This is a genomic window from Arsenophonus nasoniae DSM 15247 (assembly GCF_000429565.1).
GTDB classification, from domain to species: domain Bacteria; phylum Pseudomonadota; class Gammaproteobacteria; order Enterobacterales; family Enterobacteriaceae; genus Arsenophonus; species Arsenophonus nasoniae.
In genome coordinates this window covers 1-14847 of record NZ_AUCC01000074.1, presented here as the reverse complement: position 1 = coordinate 14847, position 14847 = coordinate 1, and the positions used below count along the sequence as shown (strand labels likewise).

At 38.5% G+C, this 14847-nt stretch carries 20 protein-coding genes and 1 pseudogene; 17 read left to right on the top strand and 4 right to left on the bottom strand.

Translation table 11 applies throughout. The features are described from left to right. Both G468_RS0113315 and G468_RS0113310 read left to right on the top strand, forming a co-directional pair. Positions 1-207: helix-turn-helix transcriptional regulator (locus tag G468_RS0113315; RefSeq protein ID WP_026823535.1), on the top strand; the 207-nt coding region annotated here is incomplete at its 5' end. Next, the gene (locus G468_RS0113310) at positions 200-427 is read left to right on the top strand and encodes a hypothetical protein (RefSeq protein ID WP_026823534.1); all 228 of its coding nucleotides are present in this window, start codon (positions 200-202) and stop codon (positions 425-427) included. The genes G468_RS0113315 and G468_RS0113310, both read left to right, overlap by 8 nt. Positions 428-494: 67 nt before the next feature. Here the strand turns inward: G468_RS0113310 and G468_RS0113305 are convergent, their stop codons facing one another. The 4 genes from G468_RS0113305 to G468_RS0113290 are packed head-to-tail and all read right to left on the bottom strand — an operon-like array spanning position 495 to position 2516. Then, on the bottom strand, positions 495-1073 hold the full coding sequence (locus G468_RS0113305; protein ID WP_026823533.1) for a VOC family protein: 579 nt from the start codon (positions 1071-1073) through the stop codon (positions 495-497). Further along, a complete protein-coding gene (locus G468_RS24195) occupies positions 1066-1683 on the bottom strand; it encodes a hypothetical protein (protein ID WP_026823532.1) in 618 nt (205 codons plus the stop codon). The genes G468_RS0113305 and G468_RS24195 overlap by 8 nt, the downstream gene beginning before the upstream one ends. Further along, a complete protein-coding gene (locus G468_RS0113295; RefSeq protein ID WP_026823531.1) occupies positions 1667-2005 on the bottom strand; it encodes a hypothetical protein in 339 nt (112 codons plus the stop codon). Before G468_RS0113295 ends, G468_RS24195 begins: the two co-directional genes overlap by 17 nt. Then, the gene (locus tag G468_RS0113290) at positions 1992-2516 is read right to left on the bottom strand and encodes a helix-turn-helix domain-containing protein (protein WP_026823530.1); all 525 of its coding nucleotides are present in this window, start codon (positions 2514-2516) and stop codon (positions 1992-1994) included. The genes G468_RS0113295 and G468_RS0113290 overlap by 14 nt, the downstream gene beginning before the upstream one ends. Positions 2517-2697: 181 nt before the next feature. Between G468_RS0113290 and G468_RS0113285 the strand changes: the two genes are divergently transcribed. From G468_RS0113285 to G468_RS20965, 15 genes and pseudogenes are all read left to right on the top strand, one after another. Further along, complete coding sequence (locus G468_RS0113285; protein ID WP_026823529.1) at positions 2698-3087, top strand: hypothetical protein; 390 nt, start codon at positions 2698-2700, stop codon at positions 3085-3087. A 12-nt stretch (positions 3088-3099) separates the two neighbouring features. After that, positions 3100-3708 (top strand): lytic transglycosylase domain-containing protein, encoded by a 609-nt coding sequence (locus tag G468_RS0113280; protein ID WP_034249995.1) that lies wholly within the window; start codon positions 3100-3102, stop codon positions 3706-3708. Continuing rightward, a complete protein-coding gene (locus G468_RS0113275) occupies positions 3709-4038 on the top strand; it encodes a TrbC/VirB2 family protein (protein ID WP_051297108.1) in 330 nt (109 codons plus the stop codon). It abuts the gene before it with no gap. A 36-nt stretch (positions 4039-4074) separates the two neighbouring features. Further along, complete coding sequence (locus tag G468_RS0113270; protein ID WP_071846891.1) at positions 4075-4416, top strand: VirB3 family type IV secretion system protein; 342 nt, start codon at positions 4075-4077, stop codon at positions 4414-4416. Between the two features lies 1 nt (position 4417). Next, positions 4418-6790, top strand: a complete 2373-nt coding sequence (locus G468_RS0113265; protein WP_034249992.1) for a VirB4 family type IV secretion/conjugal transfer ATPase — start codon at positions 4418-4420, stop codon at positions 6788-6790. Further along, positions 6787-7002 carry a hypothetical protein gene (locus G468_RS0113260; protein WP_026823524.1) on the top strand — a complete coding sequence of 72 codons (216 nt, stop codon included), beginning with the start codon at positions 6787-6789 and terminating at the stop codon, positions 7000-7002. The genes G468_RS0113265 and G468_RS0113260 overlap by 4 nt, the downstream gene beginning before the upstream one ends. After that, positions 6950-7612, top strand: coding sequence for a type IV secretion system protein (locus G468_RS0113255; protein ID WP_081700682.1), 663 nt, complete (start codon positions 6950-6952; stop codon positions 7610-7612). The genes G468_RS0113260 and G468_RS0113255 overlap by 53 nt, the downstream gene beginning before the upstream one ends. A gap of 14 nt (positions 7613-7626) precedes the next feature. Beyond that, on the top strand, positions 7627-8622 hold the full coding sequence (locus G468_RS22550; RefSeq protein WP_051297106.1) for a TrbL/VirB6 family protein: 996 nt from the start codon (positions 7627-7629) through the stop codon (positions 8620-8622). Between the two features lie 2 nt (positions 8623-8624). Continuing rightward, positions 8625-8756 carry a hypothetical protein gene (locus G468_RS25125; RefSeq protein WP_276324676.1) on the top strand — a complete coding sequence of 44 codons (132 nt, stop codon included), beginning with the start codon at positions 8625-8627 and terminating at the stop codon, positions 8754-8756. A 2-nt stretch (positions 8757-8758) separates the two neighbouring features. Further along, positions 8759-9511 (top strand): VirB8 family type IV secretion system protein, encoded by a 753-nt coding sequence (locus tag G468_RS0113240; RefSeq protein WP_051297105.1) that lies wholly within the window; start codon positions 8759-8761, stop codon positions 9509-9511. Further along, complete coding sequence (locus G468_RS0113235) at positions 9508-10293, top strand: TrbG/VirB9 family P-type conjugative transfer protein (protein ID WP_051297104.1); 786 nt, start codon at positions 9508-9510, stop codon at positions 10291-10293. Before G468_RS0113240 ends, G468_RS0113235 begins: the two co-directional genes overlap by 4 nt. Beyond that, on the top strand, positions 10280-11461 hold the full coding sequence (locus tag G468_RS22545) for a TrbI/VirB10 family protein (RefSeq protein WP_051297103.1): 1182 nt from the start codon (positions 10280-10282) through the stop codon (positions 11459-11461). The genes G468_RS0113235 and G468_RS22545 overlap by 14 nt, the downstream gene beginning before the upstream one ends. 10 nt (positions 11462-11471) lie before the next feature. Then, positions 11472-12488 carry a P-type DNA transfer ATPase VirB11 gene (gene virB11, locus G468_RS0113225; protein WP_211229669.1) on the top strand — a complete coding sequence of 339 codons (1017 nt, stop codon included), beginning with the start codon at positions 11472-11474 and terminating at the stop codon, positions 12486-12488. Between the two features lie 4 nt (positions 12489-12492). Then, complete coding sequence (locus G468_RS20970) at positions 12493-14505, top strand: type IV secretory system conjugative DNA transfer family protein (protein WP_051297102.1); 2013 nt, start codon at positions 12493-12495, stop codon at positions 14503-14505. A gap of 8 nt (positions 14506-14513) precedes the next feature. Continuing rightward, positions 14514-14847 (top strand): annotated as a pseudogene (locus G468_RS20965) (hypothetical protein); the annotation flags it as partial.

Here is a 14847-nt window from a genome sequence, read left to right as displayed (position 1 = left end):
TTAAGTAGCAAGGAAATAGCGAGAAGATTAAATATTGGGACGAGAACAACCAATAATCATTTAAACATTATCTATGAAAAAGCGGGCGTGCATTCTGCTTGTCAGCTAAGGGCTTTTTGCAAATCAAAAGGTTTTGAGCGCTATATTCCGTCTGAATTTATTAATAAGGGGCGTGGATTTGTAGAAATGGGAGGTTATTGTGGATAATGAACGTATTGCTGCGGATTTTTGGGATGATCTTGAAAATGTATTGCTTAATGTTGAATATGTTAACTCAATTATTGAGTTTCTATTAAAACGTCAGGAATTAAAGAAACATGAAGAAATTGTTTTATTGGCATTATTCGATTTGACAAATAACACTCAAAATACATTAAGTAAAATGTTTTATAAAAATGATTGTATTAAAAATCTAAATAAATCATAAAATAATTTTATTAGGGCTTAATAAAGCCCTAACTATAATAAGTAGATTACTAAAAATAACTCCTTATTTATTTACCTATATCTGTATGCCCTTGTTCGAATTCCCATTGAATACCATATTTATCAATAAAATAAAAATATCGTATATTGCTAACAATTTTACAGACGTTTTCTTTAGCATCTTTATTATTTTCTGTTTCAATATCTATAAATTGAAATTCAGAAGGGGTAATGTTATCTATTTTGTAAGGTTGATAGTTTTCATTGTTAACAATTAGTTTTGTATCAGGCATGTTTTTTATATGAGTAAATGCCTCATCAATATTATTTATTTTTAAGCAAATGTGACCAATCCCACCTATATTATTACTAAATTTATTTTTTTTATCGGTTTCTGTTCCTACTGGTGAATGATATTGCATTAATTCTATATGTATTGATGTGTTTGGTATCTCAAGAAATGTAATACTAACATCGACTTCTTCTGGGGAGTCCATGAATCCCGCTGATTTAGCAAAGCCTATATTCTTGAAGTGTGGGAAAATCTGAACTTGCTTAGCGGAAAACAGTTTTTTGTAATACAATATCGCCGCTTCTAGATCGTCAACGACAATATTAATATGACCTAATCCAATGATATTAAACATTATATTTTCCTTTTATAATAAAATATTTGAAAATCATGGTATAGAGTGAGATAAAAAACAAATTTGTTATTATATTTGTAATGGTTAGATTGAACATATCCAAGTTAAATTTGTTAAAAGCAAACCAGTTTGTTATTGGCGTATAAATAACAATTAAAAAAAGGTTAGTAATAAAAGCTGTCATTAAAAAATTGTATTTTTTAAAAAATTCACTATTAAAAATAAAATATATACATAGATATGATAATGTGACACCCATTAAATTCGAGATAAACATAATTTTAAATGGAGATAGAACATAATAATAATCTTCCTTGTTTATTAAAACAAATTTTTCAGGAATTTCTAAAATAATTATTGATATGATAGAAAATATAAATATACAAATAAATTCTATTATTATTAAAGATAAAACGATTTTTTTGTTTTGAGTAACTGATAAATATTCTAGTATTGAGAAACATAACATATAAGTTACTGTACTTGGGATTAAAATAAAACCACCAATATTTAACAAATAAAAACAGATTAAATGAGAAGAAAATGAAAATGTTATAAATATCATGGATATAAATAACAAAAATATAGTGTTATTATCTGAATTCTTCATTTTTATCCCTCTCTATGTATGAGATGATATCGTCAATACTTATCATCTCTTGCTGAGATATGAAATTTTTCAATAGAGAGTTATATGCTAAGTATTTAATTATGGTTCTTCTGTCAGAAGTCAACAAATTATCATAATATTTATGATAAAAATCAGTTATTTCATCTTTGTTTGTTACAAAGACAGCGCTTTCAATATGATATAAAACAAATATTTTTTTGTTATGTATTTCTATATCATCAATAACAACAATTATTTTCTTGCTTTTAATCACATCAATAACATAGTGATAATATAATAATATTTTTTTAAAAAATGACATTTTTAATGCACCTTTCGTATATCTGAAAAATGAATGGAAAATTTTCAGGGATCTCTTTACTGATAATGACTTCTTCTAAAGTTAAATAAATATATTCATTTTTTAAAACTTTTAATTTTTCATTATTGCATATTTGACCACAAATGATTATTTCTTTCTGAGATAATTGATATGCAAAAGGTTTTCCTTTTAAGGGATAATTTATCAAGAAATAATTATCTTCATTGTCAATGTTATCGTTTTTTATGTAATTAAGGATCTCCACATTGTTATTAAACAAAGGAATTCTAATGATAACGCTTCTCTTGTAAGTTCCTTTTCCATAAATTAACCATTCTGGGTTTACGTTTAAGCCATCCGCTATTCTGGGTGAAAGTTTTGACTCTTTTAGATTTGATCGAATTATATGACTAATGGATTGTTGATGGACACCACATAGTCTTGCGGCTTCAACTTGATTAATGTCTTTCTCTTTAAGTATGAACTTAATTCTTTCGGCTAGTGTTTTCATTTTTTATCATTTAATCCCTAATTTTGTAATTATAGCATAATATCTATAAATGTATTTATTACTATCATTATGACAGTTATTTTTATTTTTACACAAAAAACTTGTATTAATAAAAAAACATGATAAATTATTTGTAATTAGGTTTAAATGAAATTTTATAATGAAATGAGGAAATCGAACGATGAGAAAAACAATTGGAGTCATGTTGATTGGACTGCTATCACTCTTCGTTTTAACTAGCTGCGATGCGGATAAGGGGCAGTTTTCAGGTACTTATCAATATGAAGAACACAAACATGGCGAGTTTGGTGATACAGATTTTTATGAACGGATGATTTTAATAAAACAAAATGATGGTTATAGCTTGGAAAGGCAAGTAAAATCACCTACTTCTACCTCTGATTCAATTAAATTTTCACCTTCTGAGGATCTTGGTAGTTTAAAGAAGGAAGGGAATTTCTTTATAAAGTTACCCCAAAATAAAAAATTCTTTGAAATTATTAACGAAAATGAACTCAAAGACGTTAATAACAATCGTGTATTCAAAAGAATTCGTGATGAAGCAAATTAACAGGCCAGAGTTATGCTCCAAGCAGCTGCGTTAAGTCTGCTAATTAGCCAATGTGCCCCTGATGTCAGCCCAGAGACAATAAAAACCATTATACAGGTTGAATCAGGGGGGAACCCTTATGTGGTGGCGAATGTCACCGATAAAACAAGCCATCGGTTTAATAGCGAAAAAGAGGCGATTAACTTTATTGATAAGCTCCAGCACCAGGGGAAAAAATACAGTGCCGGATTAATGCAGATTTATGTTGAAAACTTTAAGCACTATCCATTAACCAATAAAACGGTTTTTAATCCGTGTCAAAATATCAAAGCAGGAGCAGCAATTTTAAAAAAATGCTTTTTGCAGGCAAAAAAAGGAAACATTGATAATCAAACGGCAATAAGAAAAGCAATGAGTTGTTACTATTCCGGTAACTTTACGCGCGGTTTTAAAAATGAAAAAGACGGTAAAAGCTACGTGCAGCGCATTGAAGAAAAAATATTGCCTTCTTCTTATGTCGTGCCAGCGATTAAGAAAAAAGAAGAAAACGAGGAGGAAAAACTAACAGAAAAGAAAAGTAAAAGCGCGGTATTAACAAAAAACGAAAACGTTATTCAATGGGATGTATTCGGAGACTATTAAATGTTTTGGTTGAAAAAAATAAAACCTGAATCTTGTCAGGTATGGCTTCTGCTGGCCTTTTGTTTGCTCGCACTGCTTGCGTTTAATCCGGCTTTGGCAGCCAGTGGCGGATTGGATAGCTTAGATAAAGCCACAAATGCACTTAAAGATATTTTAAGCTGGTTAAAAGGCTTTGTGGTTGTCGCCTCCATTCTCTATATCGTTTATCTGGTGGTGATGGCGATTGCAGAGAAAAAGGCATGGTCTGATGTCACGATGGGACTCGTTTACTGTGCCATCGCCGGAGGAGTAGTGATGGGCGGCGAATGGGCAACAACCCTTTTCACCTAGTTTAAATTAAAATGGCATAAATGGGCTTTGTCTTTTATGCCATGGAGTAAAGTGATTGTGAGTGACGAACGTTATAGAAAAGCGCCAGAGCTTGAAAGGCAATATTTAAGTTTTAATGGATTTAATCGTCCAGCGCTTATCATGGGTGTGCCGCTAATGCTCTTGCTGCCGCTTTTGATGGTGACGATGTTAAGTACTTTCACATTGGTACATTTCTTCGGCTTGGTTGGTGGCATACCGATACTCATTGCAGGAATCATTATTTTTTTGGTTCGTATCTTAACGGAAAATGACCCCAATGCGCTGGCAGTGTTGAAATGTCGATTAAAAGGGGTTGTCGTTAGAAAAGGAAAATCAACGATAGCGATTAGAGGATAAGATGAGTACGATTAATAATATTTCAGTTGAAAAATTCATCCCAAGTTATACCTATCATGTTGATGAAAATATTGTTTATTTAAAATCGGGGAAATTAATCACCACATTCGTGATTGATGGTTTTCCTTTTGAGGCAACGGATGATAATCAAATTGTCAGTTATTTCGAAAAAGTGAAAAATTTTTTGTTAGCCATCGGAAAAGAAAAAAATCTTTTTATCTGGACGCATATTATTAAAAAAAATATTCAGGTCACTGGTAACTATCATTTTGGCGGAAATAATTTCTTAAAAGGGTTGAGTGATAAATACATAGCACAATTTAATCGAAAAGATTTTTTTAAAACGACTTACTTACTGACAATCGGAATCCCTGTCAAAAAAGATTCAATTCAGCAAGGGATAGAAAAAATAAAGGAAATTATCAGTCAGGGTCAAGCGGTTTTTTCTGAGATGAATACCGGAATTCTGGGCGTGAGGGATAGTTACCTGAGTGATATTGCCAGCCAATATCTTGCTTATTTGGTCAATCACAGTGAAACTGCAATCCCGCTTTCCGGTACAGAGATACAATCTTCGATTGTGAACAGTGATAGTTTCTTCGGTTTTGATGTGGCAGAAATTAAACATTTTGAACGGGAAGACAACGTTTATTGCACCAACTATATAGTGAAAGATTTTCCAAGGGGAACCACAATTGGTCAGTGGGATTTTTTATTAAAACTCCCGTTTGAATTTATTTTGACCCAATCATTTCTGGTTGATGCAGCAACCAAAAGTATCAAACAATTGCAACAACAGGTAAACAAACTCACCTCGACTAATGATGTTGGAGTAACACAACAGGAAGAACTGTTCGCTGGACAAGAAAGTATACAAAGCAATGAAACCCTCTTCGGCTCTTATCATGCGGTATTGAGTGTTTTTGGCAACAGTGTTGATGATGCAAAAGAAAACGGTACAAAAATCGCCTCAGAATTTATCACCAGCGGGCAAGGCTTTCGATTCGTTAAATCAACCGTGGAAGCACCCTTAACCTATTTTTCACACCTGCCGATGGCAACCTACCGCCCATTACCGTCAAAGCGGACGTTGAGCAATCTAGCGTGTTTGTTTTCGCTACACAATTTTAGTCACGGTAAAAAAGAAGGGAACCCTATCGGGGACGGAACGGCGATTATGCCGTTAAAAACGACGTCAGGGACATTATATCACTTTAATACGCACAGTAGCCCACCGCATTTAAATGTATTAGGTCAACCGATAGCGGGTCATGCCTTGATTTTAGGCGCATCAGGGGCAGGGAAAACCACCTTTGTAGGAACCGCCGCAGGATTTTTACAACGTTTCAACCCTGACATGTTTGTGATTGATTTTAATCGTTCAACCGAGCTTTTTGTTCGTGCCTACGGCGGAAGTTTTTTCACCTTGCAGGAGGGAAAGCCAACAGGCTTAAATCCGTTTCAGTTAGCCGACAATGATGACGAAGAACTCATGGCTTTTTTAAAACGTTGGGTGAAGCGGTGTGCGATTAATAGCGACGGAACAGTTTGTACGGATAGTGAAGCTGAAATGATAGATAGTGCGGTCGATGCAGTAATGCGATTACCCCGCGCTAAAAGGCGTTTTGGCTTATTGCTACAAAGGATTAATGATACCGCACTGACCTTGAGACTAAAAAAATGGTGTGGCAACGGCGCTCAGGCGTGGGCGCTTGACAGTCCGGTTAATATCTTTGACCCACAAGCGCATAGCAAAGTAGGGTTTGATACCACCGTAATACTAAAAACCGATGGTGGACAAGATCACCCCGCTTGTGAGGCGGTATTAAGCGTTCTGTTTTTCTACAAGGATAGAATGCAGAAAGAAGGCAAATTAATGCTATCGATTGTTGAAGAGTTCTGGAAACCCGCTAATTTTCCAATGACACAGGAGATGATCAAAGAGTCGTTAAAAGCGGGAAGAATGAAAGGTGAAATGATGTGGTTAAGTAGTCAATCACCGGAAGATGCCATTAATTGTGAGATATTTCCAGCCATAGCCCAACAAACACCGACAAAATGTTGTTTGCCGAATCCTGATGCAATTTGGGAGGGTTATCAAAAAATGGGATTGACGCTCAAAGAGTTTTCGCTTTTAAAGGGGCTGGATAGAAATAGCCGGATGATTTTAATTAAGCAATCCAATAGCTCTGTCTTTGCGAAATTGGACTTATACGGATTTGATGATTATTTGCCCATTATTTCAGGCTCAAAACAAGGGATTTCACTTTGTGAGAAAATAAGAGCAGCGGTAGGCGACAATCCTAACGACTGGATACCGGAATTAATTCAACAATTAAAAGCAATCAAAGAAGAACAAGAGGTGAATCTATGAGAAAGGTCTTTCTTGTGCTGATAATGGTTCAAATAATCCTAAATGTTAGTCATGCAGCAATCCCATTTACTGATATAAGAGCTATTTTGGAGGCGAAAGAGTCACTACTTACGGAATTGAAAGAAAAAGTAAAAACAGAAGAAAAGGTAGAGGTCAAACATGAAGAAAAGGTTGATTGCCCTAATACTGGCTCAAATATTCCTGAATGTTAGTCATGCGGCAATTCCAGTTCTGGATTTGAAAGCGATTGCCGAAGCGCAAAGAATGTTTGAACAGGCAAAAAAACAACTGTCTGAACTGGAAGAACAAGTGAAAACAGCTAAAAGTCAATTGGACAGTTTTAAAAAAGAAGCCGAGTTAACCAAAAAAAGGTTTGAAGGGTATTCTGATTTTACAGCAATTTTTGGTAGTGCATCTGCGTATTTAAAAGATAATCTCACAGAATTTAAAAAGGGGTTGAGTGATGATGATTGGCAAAAAATAAAAAAAGAGAATGATCTTGATTTTAGTCGTGAGGGAGAAATGACGGCGATTGAAAAAAACATCAAAGCAAAATTTGAACAGACAAAACGATTAGAAAAAATGACTGATGTTTTGATGAAGAAAACAGAAAAACTAGACAGTTTGCAAAAAGCATTCAAGAACGCAACGACACCTCAACAACGCGAAGAGGTGTTAAACACGTTGCAGTTGGAAAATCAAGCCATGCAAAACACCCTTGCCAGCGTCAATCTTGAAATTCAGCGGCAGGAAAAAATAGAACAAATTGAAAAGCAGAAATTAGACTATCAATACAGTAAATCTCAATTTAGGAAACCTTAATATGAGAGGAAAATGTGGAAATATATAAAGATGTTTCAGAGGCATTAAGTAAGCTAATTACTGAACAAGTAGCAACCAATTTTGACACGCTCTACGGTTATATTTTCCCAATATGGTCAACTCTGGTGGTCATTTATCTGGTGATTGAAGCATGGGCGATTATCTACGGTCAAAAGGAAATGTTAATAAGCGAGTTTATTCAACATTTGCTGGTCATTTCCGTTGTTACTGTGTTTATGGGTGCAAGCTCGATGTATGTCACGGAGATTGTGCCGTTTGTGATGAAATCGGGTGAGCAGATTGCCGCAGGGTTAACAGGCAGCGAAGGCGGTAATAGCATTGATGCAATGATTAATCAAATCATTAACTTGGGTGAATTAATTCAAAGCGATTATGCAGACAAATCTGGATTTAGCATTTCAGGAACGTTGATATTTGCCGTGAAAATGATCCTTTTGATGGCATCGGGTGGTTTGTTTGTGCTTTATGCTGCCTCGTATCTCATTATGGCTAAAATGATGGTGGGGATTTTATTATCCCTCGGTGGTATTTTTATTGCCTTTGCCGTGTTTCCGGCGACTCGCCAGATGTTCACCGCATGGGTGGGTAGCTGCTTTAACTATATTTTCCTTAATATCGGTTACGCCATTTTGTTTTCTATCATGATTAAATACCTCAATGAATATATTGGTAAAAATACGATTGAAATTCAGAGTAATGTCTGGGAGGTGTTTTCTATTGCGCTCGTCTTTGGTATCGGGATTTTCCTGTTGCAACAGGTGGCAACGCTGATGAGTATTTTAACAGGTGGTGTGGGTATTAACGGGCTGGTTGGGGCGGTCAATGGGTTTGCGAAAACCGCAGCACAGGCCACGGGACTCAGTAAAGCGGCGAATGTTGGAACTGGATTAGCCGGAAAAGGGGCATCGCTGGCAGGAAGAGGTGCAATGAATATGGCTTCATCAGGGTTACGGAGTCTGATGAATAAAGGTAAGGTGAAAGGGGGGTGATAATGAAAAGAAGTCTTTTATTGATGGTGTTGTTTTTAATCGGCTGTCAGTCAACGAATCCGCCTGATGCGCCACAGGCAAGCGGACAATGGAAAACGCTTAATACCACGATTAATGATATTCAGGCGGGTTAAAAATGAAAAAAGAGAAAAACGAAACCTATTATCAGGATTCCATTGTTTTACTGGAAAATACCCCGCATGAGAAAAAACAGGCAGCGGAAATAAAAAAACAAATGTTTGAAGCGGCAAAAATGTTTGAAACGAACATTATTGAGCTTAAACAGAAAAAAATTGGGTTCTTAACCAAGGTCGCGGTTTTTCAGGGGATTGCCATCGTGTTGTTAACCGTTGCCATTGCCGGATTAACGCCATTAAAAACCGTTGTGCCGATGATGTTACGGGTTGATACCACCACAGGCTACGTCGATAAAATTAATCCTTATAACGGCGAAAATTCCACCATGGATAGCAATGTTGTTCGCTATTTTGTGGCGCGTTTTATCGAAAATCGGGAAGGTTACGAATGGTTCACCATCCAGAATATGTCAAATTTTGTCGAAAGTACCGCTAACAAAGCGGTGTTAACCAGTTACAAGGGTTATATGTTAAGTGACTATTCGCCGTTAAAACGATTATCAAAAAATTTAAAAATGCTGGTCAAAGTCAATGGCATTACGTTTTTAGATGACGAAACGGCACAGGTCAGATTTACCAAACTGATTACGGAACCAGACGAAAAACTTGCCGTGGGTTATGAGCCAACAAAATGGATAGCAACATTAAAATTTGATTTTACCAAAACAATTAAAACGGAAGCACAACGATTAATCAATCCGCTCGGTTTTAATGTGGTGTCCTACCGCGTCGATGCGGAGGTGGTGAAGTGAATAAATCGGTTTTCATGATGCTATTGCTTTTTTCGTATGAAGCCTTGGCGGTGGTGATCCCAAAATCATCAGGACTTGACCCTAGGGTACAGGAAGTCTTTTACCAGCCGGATAATGTCACGGTGGTAAAAGTAAAAGAAGGTATCGCTACCCTTATTCAGCTTGAAAATGATGAAGTTGTTGACGGGGATGCGGCAGGGATGGGGTTAGGTGACCCGTTAGCGTGGAATGTTTCGGTGCGAGGCAATAATATTTTTTTGCGCCCGATCGCTGAACAGCCAGAGACCAATATTGCGCTCGTGACCAATAAGCGCACCTATTCTATTTTGTTAAGGAGTGCGGGGCAAAGCGCACCCACCTTTTTAATGCGCTTTCGCTATCCACCTAAACCCGTTGTGCCGAACGTATTAACCGGAAAAACAAGACAGGAACGCAGTTGTACGGATGGCGGTTGGGTTAATCTAGCCTATCAAGTTAAAGGCAGTGAAAACTTAACGCCTGATGCGGTATGGGATGACGGTATTTTCACCTGTATCAAGTGGAATAATGCGCGGGATTTACCGGTCGTTTATCGGCTGTTGCCAGACGGAAAAGAGCAACTGGTCAATTATCATATGAATAAAAACATTATGGTACTGCATGACGTCGCAGCGCAGTTTGTCATGCGGTTGGGACAAAGTGTCATGAACTTAAGAACAGAACACACCCTAAAACGCCGTTATAACCAGAAAGGGACAACCACAAAGCAACGGTTGCAGGAGCGAAATAATGAGTCTATTTGACAAATTTAAACGACACCCTGTTGATAATGAAATTAAAAAAACAACCGAATTAGCGGGGGACAGGCACGATATTCATGTTTTTACCGTGCGTCAAAAAAGAATAAAACACGTGATGTTAATCGGTGGCGTTATTTTGTTGGGGGTCAGCGTGTTATTGATTTTTGGGTTTTATTATTTTAAAAAACCGCCTGTTGTGGTGTATAAACCGAAGCCCGCCGAAGAAGAGCAATATCAACGAAAGGAAAGAACCAGTCAGGCGATCCTTGATTTTAAACGGGCGCAAGCCAGAACAGAAAATCAAACACTGGATGACGTAAAAAAAGACGTGGAGAAAAAAGAAAATAAGGCGATTGAAATAGAAGAAAAATCAGATGATAAAAACATCATTAATCTTGATAAAGAAGAAAAAGATGACCGTCACAATGAGAAAGCCTTAACACCGACGGAAAGAAGACGGCAGGGAGAAGTTTTATTATCTGCAAAAGAAATCACCGCGCGCAATCAAAAAGAAAATACAACGTCATCGGAGAAGACGAATACCATTGATAACGAGGATTTTTTAAAAGGGGCGAAATATCAGGATGGGCAAGTGGGTTTTGTTCGACATCGCCCCTTTTTGCTTTCCGCGGGTACTACCATGCCGTGTGTGTTAAAAACAAAAATTATCACCAGCTACCCGTCTATCGTGTTATGTCAATTGACTAAAAACGTTTATTCCGATGACGGCAAGAATATTTTAATTCGTGCGGGAGCCTTATTGCAGGGTGAACAAACCCGCGTATTAAAAAAAGGGGTTGCCAGAGTTTTTGTGAACTGGGCAACCGTGAAAGATGGCAATGTGCGCGTTCATATTGACGCACTGGGTGCTGATGGATTAGGTGCATCAGGTTTGCCCGCATGGATTGATAACCACTTTTGGGAACGATTTGGTGGTGCGATGTTGCTTTCCTTCGTTGATGATGCACTGGCAGCGGCAGCAAGTAACATTAGCAAAGAAAATACCAGCTTAAGCATTGACAATACCCGCAGTGCGACAAAAAGCATGGCAGAGTTGGCGCTTGAAAACAGTATCGGCATCCCGCCGACGGCCTATGTCAATCAGGGTGAAATGTTATCGGTCATTGTGCCAAGAAATATCGACTTTTCACCCGTCTATAAGAACCAATAAGGACATACCTATGCGTCACGAGATGATTGATTTTTATCTGAAAGAAACGGGATTGCTTGACCATTTAAAACAAAAAAATGTCACCGAAGTGGTGGTGAACAGACCGTTTGAAATTGCCACCGAAGGACAGGATGGCTGGCAATTTCACGATGCACCCAATGCTTCACTGGAGAACCTGATGCATCTTGCTGCCACGCTAACGACGTTTAACAAAGCGGGGATGTTAAACGAGGGAAATCCCATTAAATCATTGGTGTTGCCGAATGGCGAACGGGCACAAGTGGTGATACCGCCCGCCTGTTTGGAAGGCACACTATCGCTGACTATCCGTAAACCGTCAACCGAGCGATTTACGCTCAATGATTATTTGCAATCAGGGCGCTTTTCTACGGCGAAATATGCCAAAAAAGCCACCGCAGAATTGCGCGAGGAGCAGCGATTATTAAAGCAGTTATTTGAGGCCGCCCAAACTGACGAGAGCCAACTCCCTGTATTTTTACAGGAAGGTGTTAATCAGCGGCTCAATTTTTTAATTGTGGGGGGGACGGGGTCAGGTAAGACCACCATAGCCAAGGCAATAGCGGATTTATTTCCCCATGACAGGCGAATTATCACGATTGAAGACGTGCCTGAAATGAGTCTACCGTTTCATCGAAATTGCGTCCGGCTGTTCTTTAAAGAGGGGGGTGTGAGACCGAAGAAACTCATTGAAGCTGCCATGAGAATGAAGCCTGACCATATCTTTTTAGCAGAATTGCGTGGGGATGAGGCGTGGAGCTATTTAGAAGCCTTGAATACAGGGCATGAGGGAAGTATCACAACGATACATGCCAATAATACCTATGCTGCTTTTGCCAGACTCGCGTCAATTATCAAGCAATCAGAAATTGGCCTAACACTGGATATGGAGCTTATCCGACGAACGATTAAATCCAGTATCGATATTATTTTGTTTTTAAATCATTCCTATTTAACGGAAATTTATTTTAATCCCGAAGAAAAAAATGCCCTTTTGGCAGGAGCTTAAATAGATGGAAAAGAAAACACTCTTAATCATTTTTTTTCTTATCCTGTTTGGTTTTTGTCTGGTTGCCAGTCTCTATACGTCCAGTATGGCCTTGCTTAAAGCAACGCATTACCCTGTCACGTTTGAAACGGTGAAATGGGATTTATTTTTAAACACCTATCAAAAATATGGACTGGCTAAACCGTACCTGAAAACCATGATATGGGGGATTATTGGGGGGATAGTACCCATTTTTCTTTATGTTGTGCTGTTCGTGGCCGTGTTGATAGGACTGAGAAAGAAGAAAACGTTACATGGCAATGCAAGGCTGGCAAATGATGTTGACTTGGCGAAGTCTGGCTTTTTTCCAAAAGCGGGTAAAAAACCAAAACATCCGGCAATTTTGATAGGAAAAATGCCCAAAGGGCACTTCAAAGGCAGCTACATCAGTTATAGCGGTCAGCAGTTCTTAATGTTGTATGCACCCACGCGTAGCGGTAAAGGGGTGGGTATCGTCATTCCTAACTGTCTTCATTTTCCGCAATCTTTGGTTGTTCTGGACATTAAGCTGGAAAACTTTCTTGCCTCAGCCGGACATCGCAAAGATAACCTCGGGCAGGAAGTGTATCTCTTTTGCCCTGATGGATATGCCGATAGTGAGGATTTAGCGGCAAAAAGACTTCGCACGCATCGTTACAACCCGCTTTTCTATATTCGCCGTGATCCGATGTATCGGTTTGGGGATTTAAGCAAGATTGCCGCCATTTTATTTCCACTGACAGGCGATAAAAACGATATGTGGACGGATTTATCGGCGAACGTGTTTAATGCGCTGGTACTTTTTTTACTGGATTGTGAAAACGAAATGACCATCACGGAAACCGAAAAAACATTAGCTGATGGCAGTATTATCGTTGAAACGCAAGAACAGCCAAAATACAAAGTCACGCTGTCTCAGGTGTTTGATTTATCGGTTCCTAAATCCGGCTTGCGCTTAGGGGAATGGTTTGAAGAGCAGATTGTGTTAAGAAATTCCCCCGAAAATATCGCGGCATGGCAGACGTATCTGGTGATGCCAGAAGCCAAGCATTCAGCAAAACCCGCGCTCAATCGTCTGTCTGATGAAACGGTAACGCTTATGCGTCAGTTTTCTGCTCAAAAAGATGAACAGCAACAAAGTATTTTACTGACCTTTAACGCCAACATGAAAGTCTTTGCCAATCCGATTACCGCAGCGGCAACCGACGGTAACGACTTTGATTTACGGGAAGTCCGGCGTAAAAAAATGACCATTTATTATGGACTGGCACCGAGTGCGATAGATACCTATGCGCGGTTAACCAATCTTTTTTTCAGTCAGCTTTTAAGTGAGAACGTGCGAACATTGCCAGAACAGGACGCAACACTTAAATACCAGTGTTTAATGTTGCTGGATGAATTTACCTCGATGGGTCGCCTTGATGTCGTACAGGTCTCACTGGCGTTTACCGCAGGCTACAACATGCGTTTCGTGTTCATCTTGCAAAATCGGGAGCAGTTAATGGATGCCAAAAAAGGGTACGGCAAGGAAGGAGCGGGAACGATCCTCGAAAACTGTGCGGTTGAACTGATTTACCCACCCAAAAAGGTCAATGAGGCCACCAAGCAGATTTCTGAAACGATTGGTTATATCGATATGAAAATGACTAATAAGGGAAAATCTACGGGGAAATCAACATCAAGGTCAACCAGTGAAAGCATCCAAAAAAGAGCGGTGTTGTTGCCACAAGAGATTGTCGAATTACGCGATGTGAAGCATAAATCAGGGTTACCAATACAGGAGTTAGTGATTAGTGAATTTTGCCGCCCTTTTATCGCGCATAAAATCATTTCTTATGACGAACCGTTCTTTGTTGAAAGACGGCAATACGCTCAAACGCATATTCCAGACATTCCGATTTTAACGGTTGAAGAAGATGAAGTGGCGCGCGCGATTTTTATGATGCAGCAACGAGAAAAAACCTTTGCTGAAAATAACACGAATAAAGAGGATCTATGAAACGATTAATGGTGGTTTCCTTCATCAGTCTGATGGGGTATATCGGTTTTATGCCTTGCTCACAGGCAGTCAGCGAAGATGAGTGTGCAATCTGGTTATGTTTACCCGCGGGATTTGGAGAAGGCTGTTCTGGGGCGCATCATGCATTTGTAAAACGCCTGTCAAAAGGCAAATCGCCTTTACCCAGTTGGAGTAGTTGCAGTGAGGACGATGACGAGCAAGCGCCTTATACGTTTGATCGCACCTCCAAGACGTATACAAAATTTTATCGCAATAATAAAACGGTCATTAACAGTGGTAGACCATGCCCACGCTCTGGCTTGGTGCATTTTGGCGATAAAA

What these genes read in the sequence shown, in the direction of transcription:
- G468_RS0113240 (WP_051297105.1), top strand. Translation starts at nt 8,759, where the DNA reads ATGAAAAAAGAGAAAAACGAAACCTATTATCAGGATTCCATTGTTTTA.
- G468_RS24195 (WP_026823532.1), bottom strand. Translation starts at nt 1,683, where the DNA reads ATGAAGAATTCAGATAATAACACTATATTTTTGTTATTTATATCCATG.
- G468_RS0113260 (WP_026823524.1), top strand. Translation starts at nt 6,787, where the DNA reads ATGAGAAAGGTCTTTCTTGTGCTGATAATGGTTCAAATAATCCTAAAT.
- G468_RS0113265 (WP_034249992.1), top strand. Translation starts at nt 4,418, where the DNA reads ATGAGTACGATTAATAATATTTCAGTTGAAAAATTCATCCCAAGTTAT.
- G468_RS22545 (WP_051297103.1), top strand. Translation starts at nt 10,280, where the DNA reads ATGAGTCTATTTGACAAATTTAAACGACACCCTGTTGATAATGAAATT.
- G468_RS0113280 (WP_034249995.1), top strand. Translation starts at nt 3,100, where the DNA reads ATGCTCCAAGCAGCTGCGTTAAGTCTGCTAATTAGCCAATGTGCCCCT.
- G468_RS0113295 (WP_026823531.1), bottom strand. Translation starts at nt 2,005, where the DNA reads ATGTCATTTTTTAAAAAAATATTATTATATTATCACTATGTTATTGAT.
- G468_RS20970 (WP_051297102.1), top strand. Translation starts at nt 12,493, where the DNA reads ATGGAAAAGAAAACACTCTTAATCATTTTTTTTCTTATCCTGTTTGGT.
- G468_RS0113285 (WP_026823529.1), top strand. Translation starts at nt 2,698, where the DNA reads ATGAGAAAAACAATTGGAGTCATGTTGATTGGACTGCTATCACTCTTC.
- G468_RS25125 (WP_276324676.1), top strand. Translation starts at nt 8,625, where the DNA reads ATGAAAAGAAGTCTTTTATTGATGGTGTTGTTTTTAATCGGCTGTCAG.
- virB11 (WP_211229669.1), top strand. Translation starts at nt 11,472, where the DNA reads ATGCGTCACGAGATGATTGATTTTTATCTGAAAGAAACGGGATTGCTT.
- G468_RS0113255 (WP_081700682.1), top strand. Translation starts at nt 6,950, where the DNA reads ATGAAGAAAAGGTTGATTGCCCTAATACTGGCTCAAATATTCCTGAAT.
- G468_RS0113290 (WP_026823530.1), bottom strand. Translation starts at nt 2,516, where the DNA reads ATGAAAACACTAGCCGAAAGAATTAAGTTCATACTTAAAGAGAAAGAC.
- G468_RS0113270 (WP_071846891.1), top strand. Translation starts at nt 4,075, where the DNA reads ATGCCATGGAGTAAAGTGATTGTGAGTGACGAACGTTATAGAAAAGCG.
- G468_RS0113305 (WP_026823533.1), bottom strand. Translation starts at nt 1,073, where the DNA reads ATGTTTAATATCATTGGATTAGGTCATATTAATATTGTCGTTGACGAT.
- G468_RS0113275 (WP_051297108.1), top strand. Translation starts at nt 3,709, where the DNA reads ATGTTTTGGTTGAAAAAAATAAAACCTGAATCTTGTCAGGTATGGCTT.